The organism is Streptomyces sp. NPDC052043 (assembly GCF_044548235.1).
GTDB lineage: Bacteria > Actinomycetota > Actinomycetes > Streptomycetales > Streptomycetaceae > Streptomyces.
Genome location: NZ_JBIUBT010000010.1, coordinates 23,874 through 48,542 on the forward strand (window position 1 = coordinate 23,874; position 24,669 = coordinate 48,542).

At 73.0% G+C, this 24,669-nt stretch carries 16 protein-coding genes; 4 read left to right on the forward strand and 12 right to left on the reverse strand.

Annotated elements, in window-relative coordinates:
- Window positions 1-251: 251 nt before the first annotated feature.
- Complete coding sequence (locus ACIHCX_RS24185) at window positions 252-971, reverse strand: LuxR C-terminal-related transcriptional regulator (RefSeq protein WP_400032785.1); 720 nt, start codon at window positions 969-971, stop codon at window positions 252-254.
- On the reverse strand, window positions 971-2,260 hold the full coding sequence (locus ACIHCX_RS24190) for a PspC domain-containing protein (protein ID WP_400032787.1): 1,290 nt from the start codon (window positions 2,258-2,260) through the stop codon (window positions 971-973). The genes ACIHCX_RS24185 and ACIHCX_RS24190 overlap by 1 nt, the downstream gene beginning before the upstream one ends.
- A gap of 233 nt (window positions 2,261-2,493) precedes the next feature.
- Here ACIHCX_RS24190 and ACIHCX_RS24195 point away from each other — a divergent pair, with 233 nt between their 5' ends.
- Both ACIHCX_RS24195 and ACIHCX_RS24200 read left to right on the forward strand, forming a co-directional pair.
- Entirely contained in the window at window positions 2,494-4,110 is a 1,617-nt protein-coding gene (locus ACIHCX_RS24195; RefSeq protein WP_400032789.1) for a PspC domain-containing protein, read from the forward strand.
- Window positions 4,097-4,336: a hypothetical protein gene (locus ACIHCX_RS24200; protein WP_400032791.1), complete on the forward strand. Its 240-nt coding sequence runs from the start codon at window positions 4,097-4,099 to the stop codon at window positions 4,334-4,336. Before ACIHCX_RS24195 ends, ACIHCX_RS24200 begins: the two co-directional genes overlap by 14 nt.
- A gap of 32 nt (window positions 4,337-4,368) precedes the next feature.
- On the opposite strand, the gene ACIHCX_RS24205 is transcribed toward ACIHCX_RS24200, so the two are convergent.
- Window positions 4,369-4,899, reverse strand: coding sequence for a DoxX family protein (locus tag ACIHCX_RS24205; RefSeq protein WP_400032793.1), 531 nt, complete (start codon window positions 4,897-4,899; stop codon window positions 4,369-4,371).
- A 226-nt stretch (window positions 4,900-5,125) separates the two neighbouring features.
- Window positions 5,126-6,397 carry a hypothetical protein gene (locus ACIHCX_RS24210; RefSeq protein WP_400032795.1) on the reverse strand — a complete coding sequence of 424 codons (1,272 nt, stop codon included), beginning with the start codon at window positions 6,395-6,397 and terminating at the stop codon, window positions 5,126-5,128.
- A 197-nt stretch (window positions 6,398-6,594) separates the two neighbouring features.
- On the opposite strand from ACIHCX_RS24210, the gene ACIHCX_RS24215 reads away from it, so the two are divergent.
- Complete coding sequence (locus ACIHCX_RS24215) at window positions 6,595-7,068, forward strand: pyridoxamine 5'-phosphate oxidase family protein (RefSeq protein ID WP_400032797.1); 474 nt, start codon at window positions 6,595-6,597, stop codon at window positions 7,066-7,068.
- Between the two features lie 12 nt (window positions 7,069-7,080).
- On the opposite strand, the gene guaA is transcribed toward ACIHCX_RS24215, so the two are convergent.
- A complete protein-coding gene (gene guaA, locus ACIHCX_RS24220) occupies window positions 7,081-8,661 on the reverse strand; it encodes a glutamine-hydrolyzing GMP synthase (protein WP_400032799.1) in 1,581 nt (526 codons plus the stop codon).
- Between the two features lie 407 nt (window positions 8,662-9,068).
- Here guaA and ACIHCX_RS24225 point away from each other — a divergent pair, with 407 nt between their 5' ends.
- Window positions 9,069-9,380, forward strand: a complete 312-nt coding sequence (locus ACIHCX_RS24225) for a chorismate mutase (RefSeq protein ID WP_400032801.1) — start codon at window positions 9,069-9,071, stop codon at window positions 9,378-9,380.
- 728 nt (window positions 9,381-10,108) lie between these two features.
- Here ACIHCX_RS24225 and ACIHCX_RS24230 read toward each other — a convergent pair.
- The 7 genes from ACIHCX_RS24230 to ACIHCX_RS24260 all read right to left on the reverse strand — a co-directional run bounded on the left by ACIHCX_RS24230 (window position 10,109) and on the right by ACIHCX_RS24260 (window position 24,389).
- Entirely contained in the window at window positions 10,109-11,890 is a 1,782-nt protein-coding gene (locus tag ACIHCX_RS24230; RefSeq protein ID WP_400032803.1) for a GMC oxidoreductase, read from the reverse strand.
- 72 nt (window positions 11,891-11,962) lie between these two features.
- A complete protein-coding gene (locus tag ACIHCX_RS24235) occupies window positions 11,963-13,576 on the reverse strand; it encodes a succinic semialdehyde dehydrogenase (protein WP_400032805.1) in 1,614 nt (537 codons plus the stop codon).
- 124 nt (window positions 13,577-13,700) lie between these two features.
- Window positions 13,701-15,479: a serine/threonine-protein kinase gene (locus ACIHCX_RS24240; RefSeq protein ID WP_400032807.1), complete on the reverse strand. Its 1,779-nt coding sequence runs from the start codon at window positions 15,477-15,479 to the stop codon at window positions 13,701-13,703.
- A 279-nt stretch (window positions 15,480-15,758) separates the two neighbouring features.
- On the reverse strand, window positions 15,759-17,420 hold the full coding sequence (locus ACIHCX_RS24245) for a serine/threonine-protein kinase (RefSeq protein WP_400033297.1): 1,662 nt from the start codon (window positions 17,418-17,420) through the stop codon (window positions 15,759-15,761).
- Between the two features lie 169 nt (window positions 17,421-17,589).
- The gene (locus ACIHCX_RS24250) at window positions 17,590-20,328 is read right to left on the reverse strand and encodes a protein kinase (protein WP_400032809.1); all 2,739 of its coding nucleotides are present in this window, start codon (window positions 20,326-20,328) and stop codon (window positions 17,590-17,592) included.
- 181 nt (window positions 20,329-20,509) lie between these two features.
- Window positions 20,510-22,426, reverse strand: a complete 1,917-nt coding sequence (locus ACIHCX_RS24255) for a serine/threonine-protein kinase (protein WP_400032811.1) — start codon at window positions 22,424-22,426, stop codon at window positions 20,510-20,512.
- Window positions 22,427-22,682: 256 nt separating this feature from the next.
- Window positions 22,683-24,389 (reverse strand): glycerol-3-phosphate dehydrogenase/oxidase, encoded by a 1,707-nt coding sequence (locus tag ACIHCX_RS24260; protein WP_400032813.1) that lies wholly within the window; start codon window positions 24,387-24,389, stop codon window positions 22,683-22,685.
- Window positions 24,390-24,669: the final 280 nt, after the last annotated feature.

The following is a 24,669-nucleotide window of genomic DNA, read 5'->3' on the forward strand; positions in this document are numbered from 1 at the left end:
GTTTGTCATGAAGGACTCCAACTGCAGCAACTCGCCTGGCTCAACGGCCAAGGTCAGGTCCGGGAAATCGTGGTGGTTGAACTCCTTGACCGGCCCCGTCCCGTACGGGCCATTCGCCTCTGAGGCCGAGTCACATCGGTGGCGGACAAGAGCACTGGAACGATAGGTGCATCGGCGAGAACACCACAATGGCGCCTGCACGGGGACGGGTACAGACAACAGGCACCGACAAAGTCACGCCTACGGAACGGTCACACCAGCCGGCGTGCCGTCGCCCAGCGGGTCAGCTCGTGGCGGTTGGAGAGCTGGAGCTTCCTCAGCACCGCGGAGACGTGGGACTCCACCGTCTTGACGGAGATGAAGAGCTGCTTGGCGATCTCCTTGTAGGCGTAGCCGCGGGCGATGAGGCGCAGTACCTCGCGCTCGCGCTGCGTGAGGCGGTCGAGGTCCTCGTCGACCGGCGGGGCGTCGGTGGAGGCGAAGGCGTCGAGGACGAAGCCGGCCAGGCGCGGGGAGAAGACGGCGTCGCCCTCCTGGACCCGGAAGATCGAGTCGACGAGGTCGGTGCCCGTGATCGTCTTCGTCACATAGCCGCGCGCTCCGCCGCGGATCACGCCGATCACGTCCTCCGCCGCGTCCGACACGGACAGCGCGAGGAAGCGGACGGGCCGCTCTGCGTCGGCGGTCAGCGCGGCGCAGCGGCGCAGCACCTCCACTCCGCCGCCACCGGGCAGGTGGACGTCGAGCAGCACCACCTCGGGCCGGGTCGCGGTGATGACCGTGACCGCCTGGTCGACGTCCGCGGCCTCGCCGACGACCTCCACGCCCGTCTGCTCGGTCTGGCCGATCTCGGCCTGGACTCCGGTGCGGAACATGCGGTGGTCGTCGACGAGGACCACGCGCACGTGCCGCCCGCCCTCCCCCGTCGTCCCCGCTCCCGCCGTACCGTTCGCCTCGGTCGGGTCGCTCATCACGTGTTCTCCGCCCTCTCCATCTCCAGCTCGACCTCCGTGCCGCCGTCCGGCACGGCCCGCAGCCGGGCCGTCCCCCCGTTGCGCTCCATACGGCCGATGATCGATTCTCTGACGCCCATCCGGTCGGTGGGTATCGCGTCGAGGTCGAAACCGGGTCCGCGGTCCCGCACCGACACGAAGACCGTCCTGCCCTCGACCTCGGCGTAGACCTGGACGGCGCCGCCCTCGCCACCGTACTTGGCGGCGTTCACCATGGCTTCCCTCGCGGCCTGCATCTGGGCGCCGATCCGGTCGTCGAGCGGGCAGTCGCCGACCACGACCACCTCTATCGGGACGCCGTGCTTGTCCTCGACCTCGGCGGCGTTGCGTTTGACCGCCTCGGCGAGGGTGGCCGGTTCGTCGGCCTCGTCCTTGCCGTTGCCCTCCGGCTTGTAGAGCCAGGCGCGCAGGTCGCGCTCCTGGGCCCGGGCGAGGCGGCGCACCTCGCCCGCGTTCTCCGCGTTGCGCTGGATCAGGGTCAGGGTGTGCAGCACCGAGTCGTGGACGTGGGCGGCGACCTCGGCCCGCTCCTGGGCGCGGATGCGCATCAGGCGCTCCTCGGAGAGGTCCTGGGTCATGCGCACGAGGTAGGGGCCGGCGAGCAGGGTTATCCCGACCAGGACGGCGAGGGCCGCCTGGAGGACCGAGCCGAGGTGAGCGGCGGACCCCTGCATCACGAAGATGGCGGAGACGCCGGCCGTGACCAGCAGGACGCCGGCGCCGGCGCGCAGCAGGGTGAGCGTGCGGCGGCGGCGGCCGACCTCGACCCAGCGGGCCCGCCGGGCGTTGTCCGCCTGGCGCCAGACCAGGGCGACGCCCGCGGCGACGAGGACGGCCGGCAGGAGGTAGGCCTTCGCGCCGTTGCCCGGATTGACGCTGCCGACGAAGACCATCGCCACGACGACCATGAGGAGCAGGGCGACGATCTGGCCCTTGTCCGGCTTGCGGGCGATGATTCTTCGACGGCCGTCCGGCGAGATCCCGGTGGTGACGAGGGACGGCGGCTTCTGATCGCCGACGCCGCCGAAGCCGAGGGGCACGAAGAACCAGAAGGCCGCGTACACCAGGGCGCCGAGCCCGTCGGCCATGAACAGGCCGACGAAGACCAGCCGCACCCAGACCACGGGCAGCCCGAGGTGCCCGGCGAGGCCCCGCGCCACTCCGCCGAGCCAGCGTCCGTCGCTGCTGCGGTAGAGCTTGCGCGGCGGCCGCGGGTCGTCGACGGGCACTGCTGCGGCTTCCGGCATGCCATTGATGGTCACACGGCCGGCGGTGCGGGGACATCAGGGTCCGTCCCCTAGACTCCCCTGATCTTCGAGGCGGCTCTTCCGGTCTTCGGGGCCGACCTTCGAAAAAGGCCCGGGTCGCGGCCCGGCGGGCCGGTCGAACGCAACCCCCGGCCGCGGCTCAGGGGCGAATCAGGGTTCGGCCAGGGTCGTCCCGGCTCCCGCCACGACCGCGCGCCCGTCACCATGGACGCATGACGAATCACCAGCACGCCGCGTCGGGTCCGGTGCCCGGCTCCGGCCCGGACCCGTCCCCGGGCACCGGGCCGCGGGACGCCGTGCCCGGTGCGGGAGCGGGTGCGGGTGAGCAGCCGCGCGCACCCGGGCAGCCGGGCGCGCCGCACACGGACAAGCGGCCGGACGCGGCCGACGGGACAGGAGGGGAGAGCGTGGCGGGCACGACGGGGACAGCCGAACACCGGGACCCGGCCGGGGGGCCGGAGACCGGGACGGCGGGCGCCGGCACCGCTGCCGGGACGGGCCCGGAGGCCGGCCCGGCTGCCGGAGCGGGCCCGCAGGCCGGCACCGGATCGGGCGGCACCGACGGCGTGCCGAGGTTTCGGCGGGACCGGGCGCACAGGATGATCGGCGGCGTCTGCTCCGGTCTGGGGCGGCAGTGCGACATGGACCCGGTGATCTTCCGGATCACGCTGGCCGTGCTGGCCGCGACCGGCGGCATAGGTCTCATCTTCTACGGCTTCGCCTGGCTCTTCGTGCCGTACGACGACGAGGACGAGAACGAGGTGCGCAAGCTCCTCACCGGCCGGGTGGACGGACCGGCGCTCGCGGCCGTGCTGTTCGCGCTGGTCGGCTGCGGGGTCTTCCTGTCCATGCTGGGCAACGGCAGCGTGCTGACCTTCGGCGTCGTCCTGTCCCTGCTGCTCGCCGGCGCCGGGTACTGGTCGCAGCACCGCGGCGCCCCCAGCCCCGATCCGCTGGCCGCCCAGGCCGCCGCCGACGCCCCGCCGGAGGCCCAGGCGCCGCCGGCGACCGCGGTGTACCCCTCCTGGTGGCGCGACCCGATCGTCAAGGACGGCAGCCACGTCGGCGGCACGGGCTATCTGTGGGGTCCCGGGGACTCGCGCGAACGGGACGTCGCCGCGGCCGTCAACATCGGCCTCGGCACGCAGGCCCGCCCGTACACACGTCCGGTGCGCACCGAGCCGCCCCGCACCCGCGGCCCGCGCGGGATCGGCGGCTGGGTCTTCCTGCTGGCCCTGCTCGCCGGCGCCCTCGGCACCCGCCTGACCTGGCACGGCCACGCCCTGGGCACCAGCCTCCAGACCGGTCTGGCCTGCGCGCTCGCGGTCTTCGGCCTGGGCATAGCGGTCAGCGCGTTCCTGGGCCGGACGGGCTTCGGTTCGATCCTGCTGGCACTGATCACCGCGGCTCTGCTCGCCACTTCGACGGCGCTGCCGAAGGACATCACCACGCAGTGGGGGCATCGGACCTGGCAGCCCGCCGCGACGGCGAGCGTCCGGCCCGAGTACCACCTCGGCACCGGGGAGGGCACCTTGGACCTGACCCGGATACACCTCGGCAAGGGAGCGACGGTGACGACGAAGGCGCAGGTGGGCGTGGGCCGGTTGCATGTGATCGTGCCCGCGGACGTGACCGTGCGGGCGAAGATCGAGGTGGGGATCGGCGACATCCAGCTGCCGGGCGACGGCTCACAGGACGTGGACGTGGCTCCGGGCCGGCGCCAGCAGATCACGCTGCCCGCGACCGCGGGCGGCAAGGACGCCGGGACCCTGGACCTCAAGCTCCAGGTCGGCCTGGGGCAGGCGGAGGTGAGCCGTGCTACGCCATGAGTTCCAGCCGGGGAAGCTGGTGTCCGGGGTGTTCCTCATCGGCGCGGGCGTGGCCTACGCGGGGGACGCGGCCGGCACCTGGCACATCCCGTGGTTCCTGGTGGTCCCGATGGTCGTCGGCGGCCTGTGCCTGGGGGGCGCGGCGGCGGTGGTGAACAGGGCCGTGCGCAGACACCGGGAGACCCGCGCGCCCCTCGGCGGGGCGGGAACGGGAGGCACGGGCTGAGCTGTCGGTGCTCCCCCGCGCCCCGTGCTGAGCTACCGGTACTCCGCCGCCCGTCGCCGCCGCCATACCCGCAGCACGGAGTCGACGGAGAGCACGGGGGTCCCGGCGAGGACGAGAGGCAGCCACGCCATCAGATAGGCGAGGTCGTTGCCGTAGTAGTAAGGGGTGGTGGCCCAGCTGACCGTGAGCCACAAGCTGAGGGAGATCAGCGCGCCGCCGAGCGCGGCCAGGCGGCCCAGCAGGCCGATGAGGATGCCGAGGCCGACGGCCAGTTCGCCGAAGGCGATGCCGTAGCCGAAGCCGACCGGGCTCTTCAGGGCCAGGTCGACGAGGGCCGGAAGGGCGGAGGAGTCGCGGACCGCGTGCATCGTCTCGCCGATCGACCCGGGACCGGTGGTCTGCATGAAGCCGCTGGAGGTGAGTTTGTCGATACCGGCGTAGAGGAAGGTGACGCCCAGGAAGATGCGGAGGGGCAGGAGGGCGTAGCGGGCTGCCGCATCCCGCCAGGTCCGACTCAGCTCGGTATGCGGGGTCTGGGTGTCCGTACGAACCTGGGTCTTCACTGCGAGCCGCCTCTCACCGCCGTCGTCTGTGCCCCTCGACCGACCATACGTATGCGCGACAGGGCCCGCTCAACCCGGCGGGGGAGTTTTTCCGGCTTCCACGTGACTTCGGCTCATGCGTCCGAGGGTGTCCGGGTGCTGACGGCCCTCCACAAATCCATCCGCGCCCGATGCTCCGGATGTGTCGGCCGCCACCACTCGGTCACTCGGTCACTCGGTCACTCGGTCACTCGGTCACGTCGATCGTGTACCGGTTCGTCTCCACGCCCGCCGCCGTCACCACCTGCACCTCGACCCGGCCCGGCTCCACATCCGCCGGAACGGGCACGGTCAGGGCCGTGTCGGTGGGGTTGCTGAAGCCGCCCGTGACCGGGACCAGGGGCACGTGCACATTGACCGCGCCGATGCGGACCCTCATACGGGCCAGCCGGTCGGCTCCCTGCGCACCCGGCGGGACGAACCCCGCGCCCCGGATCTCGATGTCGTCGCCGGTCCGGATCGGCGCGTCCAGGTCCCCGGCCTCCCGGGCCCGGACCACCGACAGGACGACCGGCCGGCCGCCGTCCGCGTACTTGCCCGCCAGGTAGGTCGCCGCCGACACCAGCACCACCACCGCCAGTCCCCACGGCAGGTCGGGCAACTGGTCGGGGCGGCGGGCCAGCCGCACCGCCGCGAACACCAGCGCGACGGCGCTGATCCCCACGTACTGGATGTCGGTGAAGGAGCCCCGCCCCGCGTCGTCGGTCAGCAGGTCGGCCGCTCGCGGCCGGTCCGCGCGCACCTTCTGGAGCCGCTGCCCCAGCACCCGCAGTCCGACCACGCGCCGCACGAGGACCGCGATCCCGCACACCACGGCGAGCACGGTGACCACACCGGCGCCCCGGGCCAGGTCCAGCCCGGAGATCAGGGCGTCGCGCTCGGTGTGCTCCGAGGCCGCCGCCAGCCGGCCCGCCAGCACCAGCACGGCGTACGCCACGAACAGCACCCACCCGGCGGCCACCGCGCGCGAGGTGGACAGCCGGTTGTCCTCGCCGATGACCGGGGCGAGCGCCCCGCCGCGCCCGCGGTGGAGCCAGGACGCGGTCGTCAGCGCCCCGGCCACCAGGACGGCCGCCAGCAGCCCCGCCGTCCGGGCGGTGCTCCAGCCCGCGCCGACCGCCGTCAGCGCCTGCGCCAGAAGGAGCAGGACGACCGTCGCCCACACCGTGTACGCCGTCCAGCGCCACAGCCTCGCCAGCCAGGCCTCGCCCTCGGCCCGCCCCCGCTCGGCGACGAGTTCCGCGGACTGCGTCAACTCCTCCGAGACCCACTGCCGCGAGGCCGACGCCGAGTGCGCCACGGCCGCCGGCAGGCCCTGGCCCGCGGCGAACTCGTCCCGCTTGAGCAGGAACGCGGCAACGGCCTGCCGGTGTCCCGCACGCGCCCCGTGCGGGCAGTCCCCGCAGGTGCAGCCGCCTCCGTGGGCGCCCACGCCGCCTCTCGCCTCCTGCACCGCCACGCCTGACGCCCGCCTTCCCCGGATCCCGCGGCCCGGCCGCGGCGACAACACCCCTACGCAGAAAGCGAATTGTGCCCTATGCCACCCCGGCCGCGTTCGTCAGGTCCGGCCGGCACGGGTGAACTCGGGAACGCCGTGTTGACCCGGTGCCGGGAATCCCGACAGAGGATGTCGGGTATCGGCGCCACACTCGGGGCATGGCGACGAACTGGGCGGCGTTTGCCGCGGTGGAACCCGGCCTGGCCATGACCGTCGAACAGCGGTTCAGGGCGTTCCCGCACCACGTCCTGGTGACCCTGCGCAGAGACGGCTCCCCCCGCACCACGGGACTGGAGGTGCGCTTCGTGAACGGCGAGCTGTGGCTCGGCATGATGCCGGGTTCGCTCAAGGCGCTCGATCTGCGCCGGGATCCGAGGTTCGCGCTTCAGGCGAACCCGGGGCCGGACACCGGGATGGCGGGCGGTGACGTACGGATCGCCGGGCGGGCGATCGAGGTGGAGGACGACGAGTTGAAGGGCGCGTATGTGAAAGAGGTGGAACCGCCGCAGCCGTTCCACCTCTTCCGCACCGAGTTGACGGAGGTCGTACGGACCTACGTCGAGGACGACACCTGTCTGGTCGTCCAGGTCTGGAAGCCCGAAGAGCCGGTGCGGACTCTCAGGCGGACGTAGACCGGAGCGGGCTCACTCCCACTCGATGGTCCCCGGCGGCTTCGACGTCACGTCGAGGACCACGCGGTTGATGTCCCGGACCTCGTTGGTGATGCGGGTCGAGATCTTCGACAGCACGTCGTAGGGCAGCCGCGACCAGTCGGCGGTCATGGCGTCCTCGCTGGAGACCGGACGCAGCACGATCGGGTGGCCGTAGGTGCGGCCGTCGCCCTGGACGCCGACGCTGCGCACGTCCGCGAGCAGGACCACCGGGCACTGCCAGATGTCACGGTCGAGGCCGGCCGCCGTCAGCTCCTCGCGGGCGATGGCGTCGGCCTCGCGCAGCAGGTCCAGGCGCTCCTTGGTGACCTCGCCGACGATCCGGATGCCGAGGCCGGGGCCCGGGAAGGGCTGGCGCTGGACGATCTCGTCCGGCAGGCCGAGCTCCTGGCCGACCATGCGGACCTCGTCCTTGAACAGCTGGCGCAGCGGCTCGACCAGCTTGAACTCGAGGTCCTCGGGCAGGCCGCCGACGTTGTGGTGCGACTTGATGTTCGCGGTGCCGGTGCCGCCGCCGGACTCGACGACGTCCGGGTAGAGGGTGCCCTGGACGAGGAACTCCACGGCCGGGCCCTCGTCCGCGATGATCTCCGCCTGGGCCTGCTCGAAGACGCGGATGAACTCGCGGCCGATGATCTTCCGCTTCTCCTCGGGGTCGTTGACCCCCTTGAGGGCGGTGAGGAAGCGCTCCTCGGCGTCGACGACCTTCAGCTGCACGCCGGTCGCGGCCACGAAGTCCTTCTCGACCTGCTCGGTCTCGCCCTTGCGCATCAGGCCGTGGTCGACGTAGACGCAGGTCAGCTGGGAGCCGATGGCCTTCTGCACGAGTGCGGCGGCGACCGCGGAGTCCACGCCCCCGGACAGCCCGCAGATCGCCCGCTTGTCGCCGACCAGCTCGCGGACGGCGGCGACCTGCTCGTCGATGACGTTGCCGGTGGTCCAGTTCGGCTTGAGGCCCGCGCCGCGGTAGAGGAAGTGCTCCAGGATCTGCTGGCCGTACGTGGAGTGCATGACCTCCGGGTGGTACTGGACGCCGTACAGCTTCTTCTCGTCGTTCTCGAACGCGGCGACCGGGACGACGTCCGTGGCGGCCGTGACGGAGAAGCCCTCGGGGGCGGCGGAGCAGGCGTCGCCGTGCGACATCCACACGTCCTGCTCGGCCGGGGTGCCCTCGAAGAGAGTGGAGGAGGGCCTGGAGACGGACAGGCCGGTACGGCCGTACTCGCGGGCTCCGGTGTTGTCCACGGTGCCGCCGAGCACCTGCGCCATCAGCTGGAAGCCGTAGCACATGCCGAAGACGGGGACGCCGGACTCGAAGATCTCGCGGTCGAGGCGCGGGGCGCCCTCCTCGTACACCGAGGAGGGGCCACCGGAGAGGATGATCGCCGCCGGGTTCTTGGCGAGCATCTCCTGAACCGGCATGGAGCTCGGCACGATCTCGCTGTAGACCCGCGCCTCGCGGACGCGACGGGCGATGAGCTGGGCGTACTGCGCGCCGAAGTCGACGACCAGGACGGTGTCGGGGGCGGCGGCAGCGGGGGTCGCTGATGACACGGGGTGCCTTCCGGCGTCGGTGGGGGTCCTTGTGCTTGTCGATTCTACCGAGGTGGTCACAGGTGCCCTCCCCCACTGCCCGGTGACCGCCGCCCACTGCCCGGTGGCCCGCCCGCCCACCGCGCGGTGAGCGCCGTCCGGGGCACCCGTCGAGGGCCGTCTCCCGCCCGTCTCATCATGCGAACCGTGTTGGACGTCTCAGGCAGGCGAGGCATACTGGCCCCATGCTCACGCTGACGACCTTCCTCTTTACCTATGGCAACCGGCCCACCGGCTGCCATGGTCGTGCTGCTTGAGCCACTGACAAGCGACTTCCCAGGCGCCCCGGGCCGACAAGGTCCGGGGCGCCTGGCGTTGCGGTCCTTGTCATCCGGGGCACCGCACCCGACCAGCGAGGAGCCCCCGCCATGACCGCCACCGCAGCACAGCCCCAGATCCCGGCAGCCACCGCCGCGAACAGCGCCCGCGCCGACGAGGCCGCGAACGTGATCACCGGCGCCAGGGAACGCATCGACGCCCTCGACGACCGGATCATCGGCCTGATCCAGGAACGGATGGCCGTCTCCGCGGTGATCCAGGAGACCCGGATCGCCTCCGGAGGCCGCCGGGTGAACCTCTCCCGCGAGATGGAGGTCCTGGGCCACTACAGGGATGCCCTGGGCAAGCCGGGCACGACCCTGGCGATGACCTTGCTGGAGCTGTGCCGGGGCAGGATCTGACCCCCTCACCGCCGTCCCCCGCCGCCCCTCCCAGGTCCCGCCGCTCTCACCCGTACGGCGCGTGACCGCCGCGCGGGACGCCTCGTTGTCCCGGTGTCCGCGCCAGCCAGGGGCGGGCCCGAAAGAACCACGCGTGGATCTCCGGAGCGATGAGGCGTGCGGATCGTGCCGTGCGTCGTGGGACCTCGCTCCAGGGAAGTGACCGGACGGCAGGGGACAGCAGCCCGGTCACCCAGATAAACGGCCGGCTCCGGGGACGCCCGGGGCCGGCCGGCGGAACAGAAAGACGCACAAGGCCGGACCAAAGGGTTGCGGACGTCAGGTTCGTCCAGCACGATGCGTGCCAGGCCCCTCCGCCTCCGGACCGCCAGAGGTCGAGACCAGACCGGCGCCCCCTGCGCGCCGGGCGCACGACGACGCATCTCGACGCACGGAGGGCACACGGCCGCCTCAGGCGGCGCAATCCCCCGGCGCCGCTTCCCAGGCACCGGCGCCCCTGACGTCGGTGCTGACCGGAGAAGGGCCCCGCGACCTCGGGTCGCGGGGCCCTTCTCCAGCGACGGGAAGTGTGATGCAGGACACACCGAAAACCCGTCGGCCGGGGCGCAACCTTTCACAGCCTCCCCGTGTCACATCAGCAGACGGAGGAGGACCTGCGCCAGGAGGGGGGTGCAGGTCCTTTCTTCTCTTTCGCCGCTTCTTCCGGCCTTGTTCGGCGGCGCGGGCGTTCAGGGCTTCTTCGGCGGCATCGGCGGCATCCCCAGGAACGGCAGCCGCAGAGCGCCGAAGGCGTCCGCCGGGACCGCCGGACGCCGTGGCGCCACCGGCCGCAGACGCTCGTAGGCGGCTCCCTGCGGCGGGCGCGGGTCGGTCTCGCCCTCATTGGGCCAGTACGACATCGCCCGCTCGGCCTGTGCGGTGATGGTCAGGGACGGGTTCACCCCCAGGTTCGCCGTGACCGCGGCACCGTCGACGACCGAGATGCCGGGGTGGCCGTAGAGGCGGTGGTACGGGTCGATGACGCCGGTCTCGCGGGAGGCGCCGATCGGACAGCCGCCGAGGAAGTGCGCGGTGAGCGGAGTGCCCATCAGCTCGCCCACGTTGGACCCGGCGAAGCCGTTGATCTCGGCGGCGAGCGCGGTGGCGCCCTCCGTGGCGGCCCTGATCTGCTGGGGGTTGGGCGCCCCGTGCTCCTGACGGGCCGTGAGCAGTCCCTTGCCCACGCCGTCCGGTTTCAGGTACGTGGTCAGGGAGTTGTCCAGGGACTGCATCACCAGGCCGATGATGGTCCGCTCCGACCAGCGGCGGTTGGACAGGGAGCGCAGGACGAGCAGGGGGTGGCGGACGGCGTTGGCCAGCCAGGCCGCCACCCTGGACGAGCCCTCGGCGTACGGGACCTGGAGGATCGACAGGCCGCCCATCGAGTTGGAGCCTCGGCCGTAGCGGACCGGCTCGATGTGGGTGTTCTCGTCGGGGTGGACGGAGGACGTGATGGCGACTCCCCGGGTGAAGTCCGCCTTCGGTTGCCCGGTCGCCTTGCGGTAGCGCCGGTCGTCGGTCTGGGCACCCACCAGCGCCTCGGAGTTGGTGCGGGTCAGCTCGCCCAGCCGGGAGGAGAGGTGGGGCAGCCGGCCGCTCGCCCTCATGCGGTGCAGCAGCGTCTGGGTGCCGTAGGTGCCGGCCGCCAGGACCACCCTGCGTGCGGTGAACAGGCGGCCCGTGCCCTTCTTCCGGTCGTCGGTGGGGAGCGTGGCGACCGCGTAGCCGCCGCGTGAGTCGTCCGTGACGGACACCACCGTGGTCATGGGGTGGACGACCGCGCCCGCCTTCTCGGCGAGGTACAGGTAGTTCTCGTTCAGGGTGTTCTTGGCGCCGTGCCGGCAGCCCGTCATGCACTCGCCGCACTCGGTGCAGGCCTTGCGGTCCGGTCCGGCCCCGCCGAAGTAGGGGTCCGCGGCCCGCTCCCCCGCCTTCGCCCTCGTCGTGCCGTCGGCGTCCTCGCCGTCGCCGAAGAACACCCCGACCGGCGCCATGTGGAAGGTGTCGCCGACGCCCATCCGCTGTGCGGCGGCCTTCAGATGGACGTCGGAGGGGGTCATCGTCGGGTTGAGCCGCACGCCGAGCATGCGCCGCGCCTGGTCGTAGTACGGCGTCAACTCGTCCTGCCAGTCGGTGATGTCCCGCCACTGGGGGTCGTCGAAGAAGGGTTTGGGCGGTATGTAGAGGGTGTTGGCGTAGTTGAGGGAGCCGCCGCCGACGCCCGCCCCGGCCAGCACCATCACGTTGCCGAGCAGGTGGATGCGCTGGATCCCGTACATGCCGAGCTTCGGGGCCCACAGGTAGTTCCTCAGGTCCCAGGAGTTCTTCGGCAGGGTCTCGCGGGTGAAGCGACGGCCGGCCTCCAGGACGCCGACGCGGTAACCCTTCTCGGTCAGGCGCAGCGCGCTGACGGAGCCGCCGAAGCCGGAGCCCACGACGATGACGTCGTAGTCGTAGCCGTCTTGAGACACGTGCTCTCCTCGTCGAGAACGGGTGCCGGCCGAACGGGTGCCGGCCGAACGGTGCTGGCCGAACGGGTGGGTCTAGCGGAAGCGGAACGCCTTCATCAGCCTCAGGCTGCGGCTCATGAACGCCGCGTACCCCTCGTCGTCCATGCCGAGCGACGGGGCCATGGGCAGCAGCCGCTGGTGGGCCAGGGTCTGAGCCTCGGTGTACTTGAGGATGCCCTCGGAGCCGTGCCGGCGTCCGAGCCCCGAGTCCTTCATGCCGCCCATCGGCGACTGGACGCTGCCGTAGGCGGGGGCGTAGCCCTCGTTGATGTTGACCGTGCCGGTACGCAGCCGGGCGGCGACCTCGCGGCCGCGGCGGGCGTCCTTCGTCCAGACGGACGCGTTCAGGCCGTACGGCGTGGAGTTGGCGCGCTCGATCGCCTCGTCGTCGCTCGTGAAGCGGTAGACGGAGACGACCGGGCCGAAGGTCTCCTCCGCGCACACGGCCATCGGGGCCTCGACCCCGTCGAGGATGGTGGGCTCGAAGAAGTACGGGCCGATGTCCGGGCGGGCGACGCCTCCGGCCACCACCCTGGCGCCCTTGGTGACGGCCTCCTGCACATGCCGGGTGACGGTCGCCAGCTGCCGTTCGCCGACCAGCGAGCCCATGTCCGCTCCGTACGCGAGGGACGTGCCGAGCCGCATCGCCCGCGTACGGGCGGCGAACCGCTCGAGGAACGCGTCCGCGACCGCCTCATGGACGTACAACCGCTCGATGGAGATGCACAGTTGGCCGGCGGAGGAGAAGCAGGCGCGGACCGCTCCGGCCGCCGCCTTCTCGATGTCGGCGTCGCTGAGCACCAGCATGGCGTTCTTGCCGCCGAGTTCGAGGGAGACGCCGACCAGTCGGGCGGCGGCGCTCCGGGCGACCTCGCGTCCGGTGCGGGTGGAGCCGGTGAAGGAGACGTAGTCGGCGTGCCGGACGACCTCGGGGCCGACGACCGGGCCGTCGCCGATGACGACCTGGAACACCTCGGCGGGCAGCCCGGCCTCGATGAGCAGGTCGCGGGCCCACAGCGCGGTCAGGCAGGTCTCGGTGTCGGGCTTCATCACCACCGCGTTGCCCGCGACGAAGGCGGGCAGCGCGTCGCCGACGGACAGCTCCAGGGGGTAGTTCCACGGGGCGATCTGGCCCACCACCCCACGCGGGTGGCGCAGTTCGGTGACGCGCGTGAGGGCCGGGATGGCGCCCGTGTGCCGCTTGGGCTTCAGGTAGGCGGCGGCGCGGCGGCCGTAGTGCCGCGCGGCGACGGCGACGGCCTGCACCTCCTCGTGCGCGTGCAGCCGGGCCTTGCCGGTCTCCAGCTGGACGAGGTCCAGGACCTCGGCCTGGCGGGCGAGCACCAGGTCGTGGAAGCGGAGCAGGACGGCCGCGCGCCGCCGTACCGGGACCCGCGCCCACACCGCCTGCGCGGCGCGGGCCCGTTCGTAGGCGCGGGCCACGTCCTCGGGGGTGGACTCGGGCAGGTCGGCGAGCTTGTCGCCGGTGAACGGCGTGTGGTTGGCGGTCCGGCCGGAGCCGGCGACGCCCTTGGTGAGCCGGGCCACCAGCTCGGGGGTCACCACGTCGGCGGCGGTGCGGGCCCCCGCGGGGGCGGGCGCCTGGGGATTGGTACCGGTCTTCGCCGGGGCCTGCGCGTCCGTCATGACGCGCAGGGTATGCCGGTCGGGCGGCTTTGTGTACCCGTCAGTAATAGGCATTCACCGGATTCACCGACCGCTCACAGCACGCCAGTGATCACTGGCAACGAATGCGCTGATCAGGGCGTTGTCACAGACGGTCGATCTCCAGGTTGGCGATCGCCGCGCGCGCCACCTCGCGGCCGCGTTCGGTGAAGTCGCCCTTGCCGGGATAGCCGACGGTGAGCTTGTACAGGTCGCCCGCGGAGGTCTTGTAGTAGAACATCCGCAACTCGCGCGGCATCGGGTGCGTGTTGTCGTCGGTGGTGTAGACGATCGTGTTCTCGGCGGCCTGCTTGCCCTGGTACGTCGACTGCTTCGGGTGGGTCGCCGGGTTCTCCGGCATGTCGAGTGCGTAGTCCCCGGACTGCTTGTAGGTGCCGTTCTCGTCGTACATCTGGGCGGCGGCGGAGTCCTTGATGGAGCGTTCCGGTTCCTCGGTCTTCTTCAGCAGGATCACCCCGACCGTGATGCTGCCGCTCCAGTCGCTGTAGGTCACCCAGTGCTTCTTGTCGTTCTTCCGGTCCGGCACCTGCCTCTGGTAGTCCTTCGGCACGGCGATCGTGGCGGCCACGTCCTTCTCGTGATGGGTCGCCCAGTCCTCGGGCAGCGGGCCCGCGAACGGGCGGGCGACGAGGACGTACGCCGTCACCGCGACCGCGACGACCGCCGCGCCCAGCCCGAGCCACGCCCCGCGCCCGAGCCGGGGGCCGCGCGGCCCGCCGGGAGCGGCCTGCGCGTACCGCACCACCTGCGTGGGCTCCGGGGCGGGCGGCGCGGCGGCCGCCTCCAGCAGGGCCCGGACCCGCGCGGCCGGCGGACGGTGCGCCGGGTCCTTGTGCAGCAGGCCGGTGATGACCTCGGCGAGCGGGCCCTGCGCGGCGGCCGGCGGGGCGGGCGTGGCGTTGAGGACCGACTGGAGGGTGGCCGGGGTGTTGCTGCGGCGGAACGGGGAGACGCCCTCCGTGGCCGCGTACAGGACCACGCCGAGCGACCACAGGTCGGAGGCCGGGCCGGGGCGCTGCCCCAACACCCGTTCCGGGGCTATGTACTCGGGTGAGCCGACGAAGCCGCCGGTGTCGGTCAGGTTGGTCTCGCCCTCGATCTGCGCGATGCCGAAGTCGGTGAGGACGATCCGGTCGTGCCGGCCGATCAGGATGTTGTCCGGCTTGACGTCCCGGTGCAGGATGCCCGCGGCGTGCGCGGACTCGAGCGCGCCGAGCACCTCCAGGCCGATCCGGGCGGCCTCGCGGGCGTCCAGGGTGCCCTCCTGGAGCGCGGCGCCGAGCGAGCGGCCCTGCACCAGCTCCATCACGATCCAGGGCTGCCCGTCGACGACGGCCACGTCGTGGACGTTGACGACCGCGGGGTGGTCGAGCCGGGCGGCGGCGCGGGCTTCGCGGCGCATGCGCTCGAAGGCGTTGGCCCGTTCCCGCTCGGGGAGGTGGTCGGGGACGCGGGGCTCCTTGACGGCGACCTCGCGGTCCACCGTCTCGTCCTTGGCCCGCCACACGGTCCCCATGCCGCCGTGCCCGAGCTTCGCGAGGAGCCGGTAGCGCCCGTCGATCAGCCGGCCGGTGCCGGGGTCCTGCGCCTGCGTCTGCGCCTGCGCCTGCGTGGGAACCGAGCGCGGCGGCTGCCCGGGTGCGGTGCTCGGCGGCTGGTCGGGTGCGGTGCCCTGAGGTTGCCCGGGTGCGGTGTTCGGCGGCTGGTCGGGGGCGGCGCCCTGCGGCTGCCCGCCCCCGCCGCCCGGTGCGGGCGCGGCGTACGGGTTGTGCGGATTGGGCACCCACGCCTGCCGGTCCGGCGGTTGCAGGGCGAAAGTCGTCGGATCGTCGGCCCCGTGCTGGGCGCCCCCGTGGTTGCTCATGGGTCCATCCATATCGCGACCACCTCCGCCGGCTCCACCAGGGGGCGCATCCGGTCACCGACCCGTGACCTACCGTTCCTGGAGACTGAGCGGGAGTGAGTCCTGATGCCAGGACTCGTGCTCAGCCGTGTGCCCCGAACGGTGGTGAGCACTCCCCCAGCTCCGCCGGGGGGACCCCCAGGTCGCCCGCTTTCGCTCCGTATCCGGGCGGCACGGGTCGTGTCCGTGGTCCGGGAATGCGGGGGCGGGGTCCCTCACGGGCGGTGCGGCCCGGCCGGGTCAGCCGGCCCTCGGCCGCCAGTTCTGGAGCACGGTCTGGAACTGCTGCCGCGTGCGCGCCCAGTCCTCCTCCGGCGAGGACATGTAGATCACGTACTCGACGCCCTCGCGGGAGAAGTACGTCTCCTCGATGGCGTGGCGCGGGCCGGGGAACGGCGTGTCCTTCGCCAGGGCCGTCCATGTGTACTCCCACAGGGAGCCCGGGCAGTCGCGGTAGGTGTTCGGCTCCAGACCCACCTGCCGGTAGTCGACCAGCCGCTGGAGCTGCTGGTCCAGGTCGAGCTGGTGCTCGTGAGCGGTGGAGAAGTCCGGCGTGTCGTCCACGGCGACGCGGATGAAGTGCTTGCCGCCGTCGGGGGTGTAGTCGACCTGGTGGGTCGCCTCGTCGAACTCCTCCCGCTGCCAGCTCCCGTCGGGCACGGCGATGCTGAAGCCGTACGGGTCGTCGACGCGCACCCAGCCGGCCGGGAGGCCGTCGGCGTTGTCGGCGGAGGGAGAGGGCGAGACGGAGGGGGAGGGCGAGGTGGAGGGCGAGGTGGACGGCGTGGTCTGCGGCGGAGCCGACTGGGAGGCGCCGGAGTCCTGCCGCCGGTCCTGGTCCCACTTCTGCAGCAGCACGGCGGTGCCGCCGCCGACGAGCGCGGCGAGGGCCACGACCAGGACCAGGGTGCGCAGGCGGCGTCTGGGGACCGGGACCGGGTGGTGCTGCGCCGCGGGTGCGGCGGCCGCCGGGGGCACCGGGTACGGGGTCGTGCCCGACGGCCGGGACCCCGCGACGGGATGCGCGGCCGTCTCCGGGCGGAGGACGAGCGGCTGCGTGGGCACGTGCGCCTGCGCGCTGCTCGGTCTGCGCCCCTCGGCCGCCTCGGCGAGCATCTGCTCGGCCTGCGCCGCCTGCGGCCGGTCGGCCGGGTCCTTGCACAGCAGGGCGGTGATGACCGGGGCGAGCGGTCCTGCGTGCCGCGGGTCGCGCGGCTCCTCGTCGACGACCGCCTGCATGGTGCTCAGCGGCGAGGTGCGGCGGAACGGCGACAGGCCCTCCACCGCGGTGTAGAGCGTCGCGCCCAGCGCCCACAGGTCGGAGGCCGGGCCCGGATCGTGGCCGCGGACGCGCTCGGGGGCGAGGTAGTCGACAGAGCCGACGACCTCACCGGTGCGGGTGATGGTCGTGTCGCCCTCTATCTGGGCTATGCCGAAGTCGGTCAGCAGGACGCGGCCGTCCTCGCCGAGCAGCACGTTGCCGGGTTTGACGTCGCGGTGCAGCACCCCGGCGGCGTGCGCGGCGCCCAGGGCCCGCAGCACCCACAGGCCGATCCGGGCGGCCTCCGCCGGGTCCATGCGGTCCCGATCCTTGAGCGCGTCCGCCAGCGAGCGGCCCTCGACCAGCTCCATCACGATCCACGGGCGGCCGTCGTGCTCCAGTACGTCGTGCACGGTCACGACGGCGGAGTGGTTGATCCGCGCCGCCGCGCGCGCCTCCGCCCTGGTGCGCGCCAGCAGGACCTCCTGGTCGCTCCCGGCGGCGTAGAGCGCGGCGGTCAACTCCTTGATGGCGACGGCCCGGTGCAGCACCTCGTCGTGCGCGCGCCACACCCGGCCCATGCCGCCGCTGCCGATGGCTTCGGCGAGCCGGTAGCGGCCCGCGAGGAGCAGGCCCTGCATCTGATTCACGTTTCCCCGCAGTGGTCTTGACAGGCTCAGCGTAGGGACCGGCCCCCCGGCTGGGAACCGGCGGGGTCCCCAGAAGGCCTCCCTGTGACGGTAGTCGCTCGCCGGGTGCCGGGATTCCGACGGTTCCGGCGGTTCCGGCGGTTCCGGCGGTTCCGGCGGTTCAGCCGGTGTACCGGTACGTCGTCGAGGCCTGCTCGTACAGCGTGGTCACCCGGTCCCGCTGTTCCTCCGGCCCCCGTACCTGCACCACGTGGTACTTGCCGTCGACGAGGATGGCCAGGTTGCGCACGAACAGCTGCCGCCCGCTCGCGTCCGTCCAGGTGAACTGCCCCTCGGCCATGACCTGTCCGCCGACCTGAGTGGTCAGCAGGCCCGTGGAGGTGGCCCAGCTGGAGTCGCGGTAGCCCTGCAACTCGCGCTCCTTCTCCCGCTGGTACACCATCGGGTCGCTGCCGAACCCGGCCGCGGTGTCCCGTCCGGGCACCACGATCAGCTCGAACGCGCCCTGGGAGTAGATCACTTGGCCCTGGTTGTTCCCGGGCGTACGGGCCCAGTCCTTGGCGACGGCGACCTGGAAGCCGGCGGGGTCCTTGCGCAGCGTGAAGCCGCCGGCGACGTCCGGTGCGGTCGTCTGCGTCTCGGCCTCGGCCGAACCCGCGCTCCTCGAGGGGCTGTTGTCCGCCGCGGGCGAGGTCCGGCCGGGCTGCGGGGCGGCGCTCAGGCCGTCGCCGTGCGAGTGCGCCGGTGCGGGGCTCGCCTCGCCCGCGGTTCCGGTGCGGTCGCCGCCCGCCGCGCCGTCGCCGGCCTTCGGCATGAACAGCATGGCGTAGGCGATGGCGCCGGCCAGTAGCAGCAGGATGAGCAGAAGCAGCGTGCGGCCCAGGCGCCGCGGCGAACCAGACTGCCGCTTGTGCCGCCCGTGCGCGGCGGGCAGCCCGGCGCGCCGCCTGCGCACCAGTTCGCCGCGGCGCCGTACGACGGGCAGCCTGCTGGGGTCGGCGGGCGGGGCGGCGATGACGTGCGCGCCGGCCTCCGGCTCGGGCGCGGAGCGCACCAGCGAGCGCAGCCAGCCGCGCAGCTCCTCGAAGTCGAGGCGCTCGGTGGGATCCTGCCGCAGCAGCGACTCCACGACCGGGCGCAGCGGCCCGCACTCCTCCGCGTACGCGGGCGGCTCGGCGCACACCATCTGCACCAGCTCGGCGGTCGACTCCTCCGGGTACGGCGCGTGTCCCTGTACGGCCCGGAAGAGCAGCGCCCCGAGCGCCCACAGGTCGGTCGCCGGGCCGATGGGTGCGGCCAGCTGCCAGTTCTCGTGCACGGGCCCGGCCTGTTCCGGCGCCCAGCGCTCGGTCACCGGTCCCACCACGGCCATCCGTACCTGCCGCGCCCGCTCGGCGGCCAGCGCGGTGGCGGGCCCCCGGCGCGCGGGGGCCCCGGCGACGGATTCGCCCCAACGGGCCGGCACGCGCCCGGCATCCTCGCCTCCGCCCGAGAACCCGGGGCCCACGCCCGGCAGGCCGCCGGGGTCCGGGCCCTCGATGTCGGGGGCGGGTGTCGAGCCGGAGGTGGTTCCCGGTTCCGGGGTGGGGGTGGTTGCGCGTTCTGTGGTGCGGGCCGTGTGCGAGCCCGGCTCACCGCCGGTGGGCGCGGGTGGGAGCGGTGTGGCCGCTCGGGGATGGGAGCCGATGCCGTGGCCGGTGGGGGCCTGGACGCCGTAGGGGTCGGCGATCTGGCCCGGGGGGACGGCGGTTCCGGCGGCTCGGGGGTCGCCCTCGACGGACGTGCGGGCGCCGGGCAGTTCGGCGCGTGCGCTCTGCTGTGCCTCCTGCACCCGGGCGGCCGCCCGCGCGCCGGCGCGGTACGCGGCGATCGCCCCGGCCCGCGCCGCCCTGATGTCCCCGCCGGTCTGGGGTGTCCGCCGCGCGGGCACACCCGGGACCGCGGGCCGGCCGGGGATCGCGGGCGTGCCCGGCGCGCCGGGTCCCGCGTCCGGGCCCGGCCGCGGCAACGGCCCGGCCCCCCGCGCCTCGATCGCGACCCGCCGCGCGGCCTCGGGATCGGCCGGCGCGGCGCCCGCGCCGCCCCCGGGAGCACCCGCGCCGCCCGCGAAGCCACCGAAACCGCCCGTAACCCCCATGCCCCCGGTGGGTCCGCCGAGGCCCGCCGCACCAGCCGCGCCGCCGGGGCCCGCGGAACCGCCCGGCGTGCCGGACGCGCCGTGCGGATCGCCCTCGTCCCCGGCGCCCTCGAACGGGACCGGGTCGTACCCGCACAGGGCCTCCTCGGCCGCGCCGACCGCGAGGCCGGTCAGCATCACGCGGCCGTCGTCGCAGACCAGGACCGTTCGGGCGGTGATGTTGCGGTGCACCCAGCCGTGGGCGTGCAGCACGCGCAGTGCCATGAGGATGTCGGAGGCGACCTCGGCGGCCCGGTACGGCGTCAGCGGCTTCTCGGCGAGCAGCGCGGCCAGCGGCCGCGCGGCGACCAGTTCACTGACGACCCACAGCGAGCCGCCCTCCGCGAACACGTCGAAGACCTGGTCGAGCCGGGGATGGTCGGGGATCCGCGCCGTGGCCTGCGCGGCCTCCACCGCCCGCCGCACCGCCGGATCGGCGGGCCGCCGCGACGCCGTACGCGCACCGCGCGCCTCGCCCGCCGAACGCCCGGTACGGGCCGGTCCCCGCCGCAAGGCTCCGTCGCGCGCGGTGAAACCGTCGGGCAGCCCGTCCGCGTCGAGCACCTCCGCCTCGACCACCTCGGGCAACGGCACCTGCCGCAGGAGGACTTCCTGTCCGCTGTAGGTGTCGAAGGCCCGGGTCTCGGTCAGTTCGTACTCGTCGGACGGAGGCAGCGGCAGGCGGTAGCGGTCGGCGAGAACCCGGCCCGCATAGTCGTCCACGTTGCCTCCCCCGGCCGCACGGTCGGTCAATTCCGTTCGCCACGCGTCCCGTTCCCGATGCTTACGGTCCGCAACCACTCACGATACGTGCCGGAGGCAACCCGCAATGACGGGATGCCGGATCTCGCACGCCGAACCCGGGCCGGGGCCCCGGGGGTGGGCGGCGGGACCGGTCCGCTCACTACTTCTTCGGCTGGAAGGTCTCCGTCAGCGTCTTCCAGGTGCTCTTGCGCAGGTCGCTGTCCCATGCCGCGGCCTTCGCGCTGTACATCAGCGCGTGCCCGAGGCTGTCGTTCACCACGAACCCGCGGTCTATGGTGCGGTACTTGGTCCCGCCGTCGACGTAGGTGAACTCCCAGTCGGCGGTCTTCCAGTCGCGGTAGTCCACCTTCTCTATGCGCACCCGCTTGTACTGGGAGCGCACCATGTACTTCTCCTGGTTGGTCCAGTCGGCGACCGGGTCGCCCTTGGGCGTGGTCGTCCAGGCGACGAGCAGCCGCTGCCCGTCGGGGCCGGTGAAGCGGACCCCCGCGGAGTCGGTGCTCGCGTACTTCCAGCCCGCGGGCAGCCCGATGGAGAAGCCCTGGGCACCCTTGTACGTCGAGGCCACGGGGGCACCGCCGTCGTCCCCGGACCTGTCACCGCCGGAGCCGGAATCGGAGTGGGAACCGGAAGCGGAACCGGAAGGGGAGTCCTCACCCGACGTCCCGGCGTCGGCGGCCGTGGCCGGCGTGCCGCTGGCGCCGTCGGCCTCCGTCGCGGAGCCGGACCGGTCCCCGCCCGTGCGTGCACCGTCGGTCGCGTCCCGCCGGGTGGAGGCGTCCGCGGACGCACCGGCGGTGGCGGCCGTGCGGCCGGCCGCGTTCTTGTCGTCGCCGCCCTTGTCGTCACCACCGAGCGTGAAGGCCAGCACGGCGCCGACCACGGCGAGCACCACGACCACCGCGACGATCACCAGCGTCCGCCGCGGCACCACGTCGGTGAGCGACGCCCTGGGCGCCGGGCGCGGCGGCAGGTCCAGGTCCGGCGGGGTCATCACGGGCCACCCGGAACTGGGCCGCCCGGCCCGGTCGCCCGCCTCCTCGCCCCGCCTGCCTCCGGAACCCGAACCGGAGCCGGAACCCGCCGAACCGCCTTTGCGGGTACGCCGGTCCGGCTGCGCGGGCAGCGGGACGACCTTGGTCGCGTCCGCGGGCGGCTCCGGCTCGTCGCCCTTCGGCTCGGGCGCGTTGACAACGGCGTTGAGCATGGCCCGGGCGCCCGCGTCGTCGAGCCGCTCGACCGGGTCCTTGTTGAGCAGGCCGTGGATGACGTCCCTGAGCGGGCCGGCGTTCCTGGGCTCCTCCAGCGGTTCGGTCATCACCGCGGTCAGGGTGGCGATCGCCGAGCCCTTGTCGTACGGCGGCGTGCCCTCCACCGACGCGTACAGCAGGCCGCCGAGCGACCACAGGTCGGCCGCCGGGCCGGGCTTGTGCCCGCGGGCCCGCTCCGGCGAGATGTAGGAGGGGGCGCCGACGAGCATGCCGGTGGAGGTGATGGACGGGTCGCCCTCGACCTGCGCGATGCCGAAGTCGGTGAGGACGACCCGGCCGTCGTCGGCGATGAGCACGTTGGACGGCTTCACGTCGCGGTGCAGGATGCCCTGGGCGTGCGCGGAGCGCAGCACGTCGAGGACCGCGAGCCCGACCTCGGCCGCCCGCCGCGGCTTCAGCAGCCCGTCCTCGCGGATGACTTCGGCGAGCGACTTGCCCTCGACGAGTTCCATCACGATCCACGGGCGGTCGTCCTCGTCGACCACGTCGAAGACGGTGACCGCGCTGGTGTCGCGGATGCGCGCGATCGCCTTGGCCTCGCGCAGCGTGCGCGTGATCAGCCGCCGCTTCTCGTCCTCGTCGATGTTCGTCGGGAACCGCAGCTCCTTGACGGCGACGGTCCGGCCCAAGGTCTCGTCCTCGGCCCGCCACACCGTGCCCATGCCGCCGCGGCCGAGCACGTCCCCCAGTCGGTAGCGCCCGGCGAGAAGGCGCTCGCTCCTGTCCTGCAGAGAGTCCTGACGAGTGTCCTGACGGGGTGTTCCCGTCCGCTCCGCGTCCGACATGCGTCCCCTCATGCAACCCGCCCTGACAGAGCCTCCATTCTCTCTCACCCGGCGAGCACGCGACGCCCAGGGGGCCCCTGGGGAAACTGTCCGGGCAGGGTCGAACAGCCTTTGAGACGCGTGGGAATGACGGGCCGTGACAACAGGGAAGCCAAGGGTGTCGACCCTTCGGACCATTCCTGCCATAACCGCGCCGGGGGCCTCGCGGCACGTGTCGTGCGTCTCGTGCGGGGCGGTGGGCCGGCCCCGGGCGGGTTCACAACGGCACGATGTCCGGTGCTCCCAGCCGGGCCGCGTCGGCCGTCAGGTCGTCGGGCTGGCGCTGCGACTCCCGCTCGGCCTCCACCCGCTTCTCGTAGTGCTCGATCTCGCGTTCGATCTGGTCCTTGTCCCAGCCCAGCACCGGCGCCATCAGCTCGGCGGCCTCCCGGGCGCTGCGCGTGCCCCGGTCGAAGGTCTCGATGGATATGCGGGTGCGCCGGGTCAGCACGTCGTCCAGGTGCCGGGCGCCCTCGTGGGAGGCGGCGTAGACGATCTCGGCGCGCAGATAGTCGTCGGCGGCCTTGAGGGGGGCGCCCAGCGTCGGGTCCTCGGCGACGAGGGCGAGAACCTCCCGCGCCGCCGACCCGAACCTCCTCAACAGGTGCTCCACGCGCACCGCGTGGAGGCCGTGCTCGGCGGCGATGCGCGCCCGCGCGTTCCACAGGGCCGGGTAGCCCTCGGCGCCGAGCAGCGGGATCTCCTCGGTGACGCAGTCGGCGACGCGCATGTCGAGACCGCGCACCGCCTCGTCGACGGCGTCCTTGGCCATCACCCGGTAGGTCGTGTACTTGCCGCCCGCGACCACGACGAGGCCGGGCACCGGATGGGCCACGGTGTGCTCGCGCGACAGCTTGCTGGTGGCGTCGGACTCGCCAGCCAGCAGCGGCCGCAGGCCGGCGTACACGCCCTGCACGTCGTCGCGGCCGAGCGGCACCGCCAGTACCGAGTTGACGTGGTCGAGGAGGTAGTCGATGTCGGCACTGGAGGCGGCCGGGTGGGCCTTGTCGAGGTCCCAGTCGGTGTCGGTGGTGCCGACGATCCAGTGCCGGCCCCAGGGGATCACGAAGAGCACGGACTTCTCGGTGCGCAGGATCAGCCCGCTGCCGGAGTTGATGCGGTCCTTGGGCACGACGAGGTGGATGCCCTTGGAGGCCCGGACGTGGAACTGGCCGCGCTCCCCCACCATCGCCTGGGTGTCGTCGGTCCACACCCCCGTGGCGTTGACGATCTGCTGTGCGCGGATCTCGTACTCGCCGCCGCCCTCCACGTCCCGCACCCGGGCGCCGACGACCCGCTCGCCCTCGCGCAGGAACCCGGTGACGCGGGCGCGGTTGGCGGCCTTCGCGCCGTACGCCGCCGCCGTGCGCACCAGGGTGGCCACGAAGCGGGCGTCGTCCATCTGGGCGTCGTAGTACTGAAGGGCGCCGACCAGGGCGTCCTTGCGCAGGCAGGGAGCCACCCGCAGTGCTTGACGGTGGGTCAGGTGGCGGTGCATGGGCAGGCCCCGGCCGTGACCGCGGGCCATCGACATGGCGTCGTACAGGGCGACGCCGGACCCGGCGTACAGGCGCTCCCAGCCGTGGTGCTGGAGCGGGTAGAGGAACGGCACCGGGCGGACCAGGTGCGGGGCGAGGCGTTCGAGGAGCAGGCCGCGCTCCTTCAGCGCCTCCCGGACCAGCGCGAAGTCGAGCATCTCCAGATAGCGCAGTCCGCCGTGTATCAGCTTGCTGGACCGGCTCGACGTACCCGACGCCCAGTCACGTGACTCCACTATCCCGGTGGCCAGACCGCGGGTGACGGCGTCCAGGGCGGTGCCGGCTCCGACCACGCCTCCGCCCACGACCAGGATGTCCAGCTCCCGCTCGGCCATTGCCGCCAGTGCCTCGGCGCGCTGCGCCGGCCCCAGAGTCGCTGTCCTCACCGCTGCCTCCCGCTGTCGCTCGCGCCGGCCGCACCCGTCGGGCGAAGCCCGTTCCCGTCCCCCATGCCTCTAGCGTGTCCCCCCGCCTCCTCCCCATGCCCAAATTCTGACCGGGTTGCCCGCCTTCAGCCACCAGTCGCCCCCGCCCTGTGGACAACTCGGCGGGTGGACCGAGAAACACGCTGGTCAATCCCACATAACGGTCATATTTACTCCTAGTCTGACATTGCGCTCGCTCGTCCTGTCCACAGGACTTGCGCGCCTGCCACGCCTCGGTTAT

Bases quoted from the DNA above. Each gene is read 5' to 3' on its own strand.
- ACIHCX_RS24185 (WP_400032785.1), bottom strand. From the start codon at position 971: ATGAGCGACCCGACCGAGGCGAACGGTACGGCGGGAGCGGGGACGACG.
- ACIHCX_RS24245 (WP_400033297.1), bottom strand. From the start codon at position 17,420: ATGCAGGGCCTGCTCCTCGCGGGCCGCTACCGGCTCGCCGAAGCCATC.
- ACIHCX_RS24225 (WP_400032801.1), top strand. From the start codon at position 9,069: ATGACCGCCACCGCAGCACAGCCCCAGATCCCGGCAGCCACCGCCGCG.
- ACIHCX_RS24235 (WP_400032805.1), bottom strand. From the start codon at position 13,576: ATGACGGACGCGCAGGCCCCGGCGAAGACCGGTACCAATCCCCAGGCG.
- ACIHCX_RS24195 (WP_400032789.1), top strand. From the start codon at position 2,494: ATGACGAATCACCAGCACGCCGCGTCGGGTCCGGTGCCCGGCTCCGGC.
- ACIHCX_RS24240 (WP_400032807.1), bottom strand. From the start codon at position 15,479: ATGAGCAACCACGGGGGCGCCCAGCACGGGGCCGACGATCCGACGACT.
- ACIHCX_RS24190 (WP_400032787.1), bottom strand. From the start codon at position 2,260: ATGCCGGAAGCCGCAGCAGTGCCCGTCGACGACCCGCGGCCGCCGCGC.
- ACIHCX_RS24255 (WP_400032811.1), bottom strand. From the start codon at position 22,426: ATGTCGGACGCGGAGCGGACGGGAACACCCCGTCAGGACACTCGTCAG.
- ACIHCX_RS24215 (WP_400032797.1), top strand. From the start codon at position 6,595: ATGGCGACGAACTGGGCGGCGTTTGCCGCGGTGGAACCCGGCCTGGCC.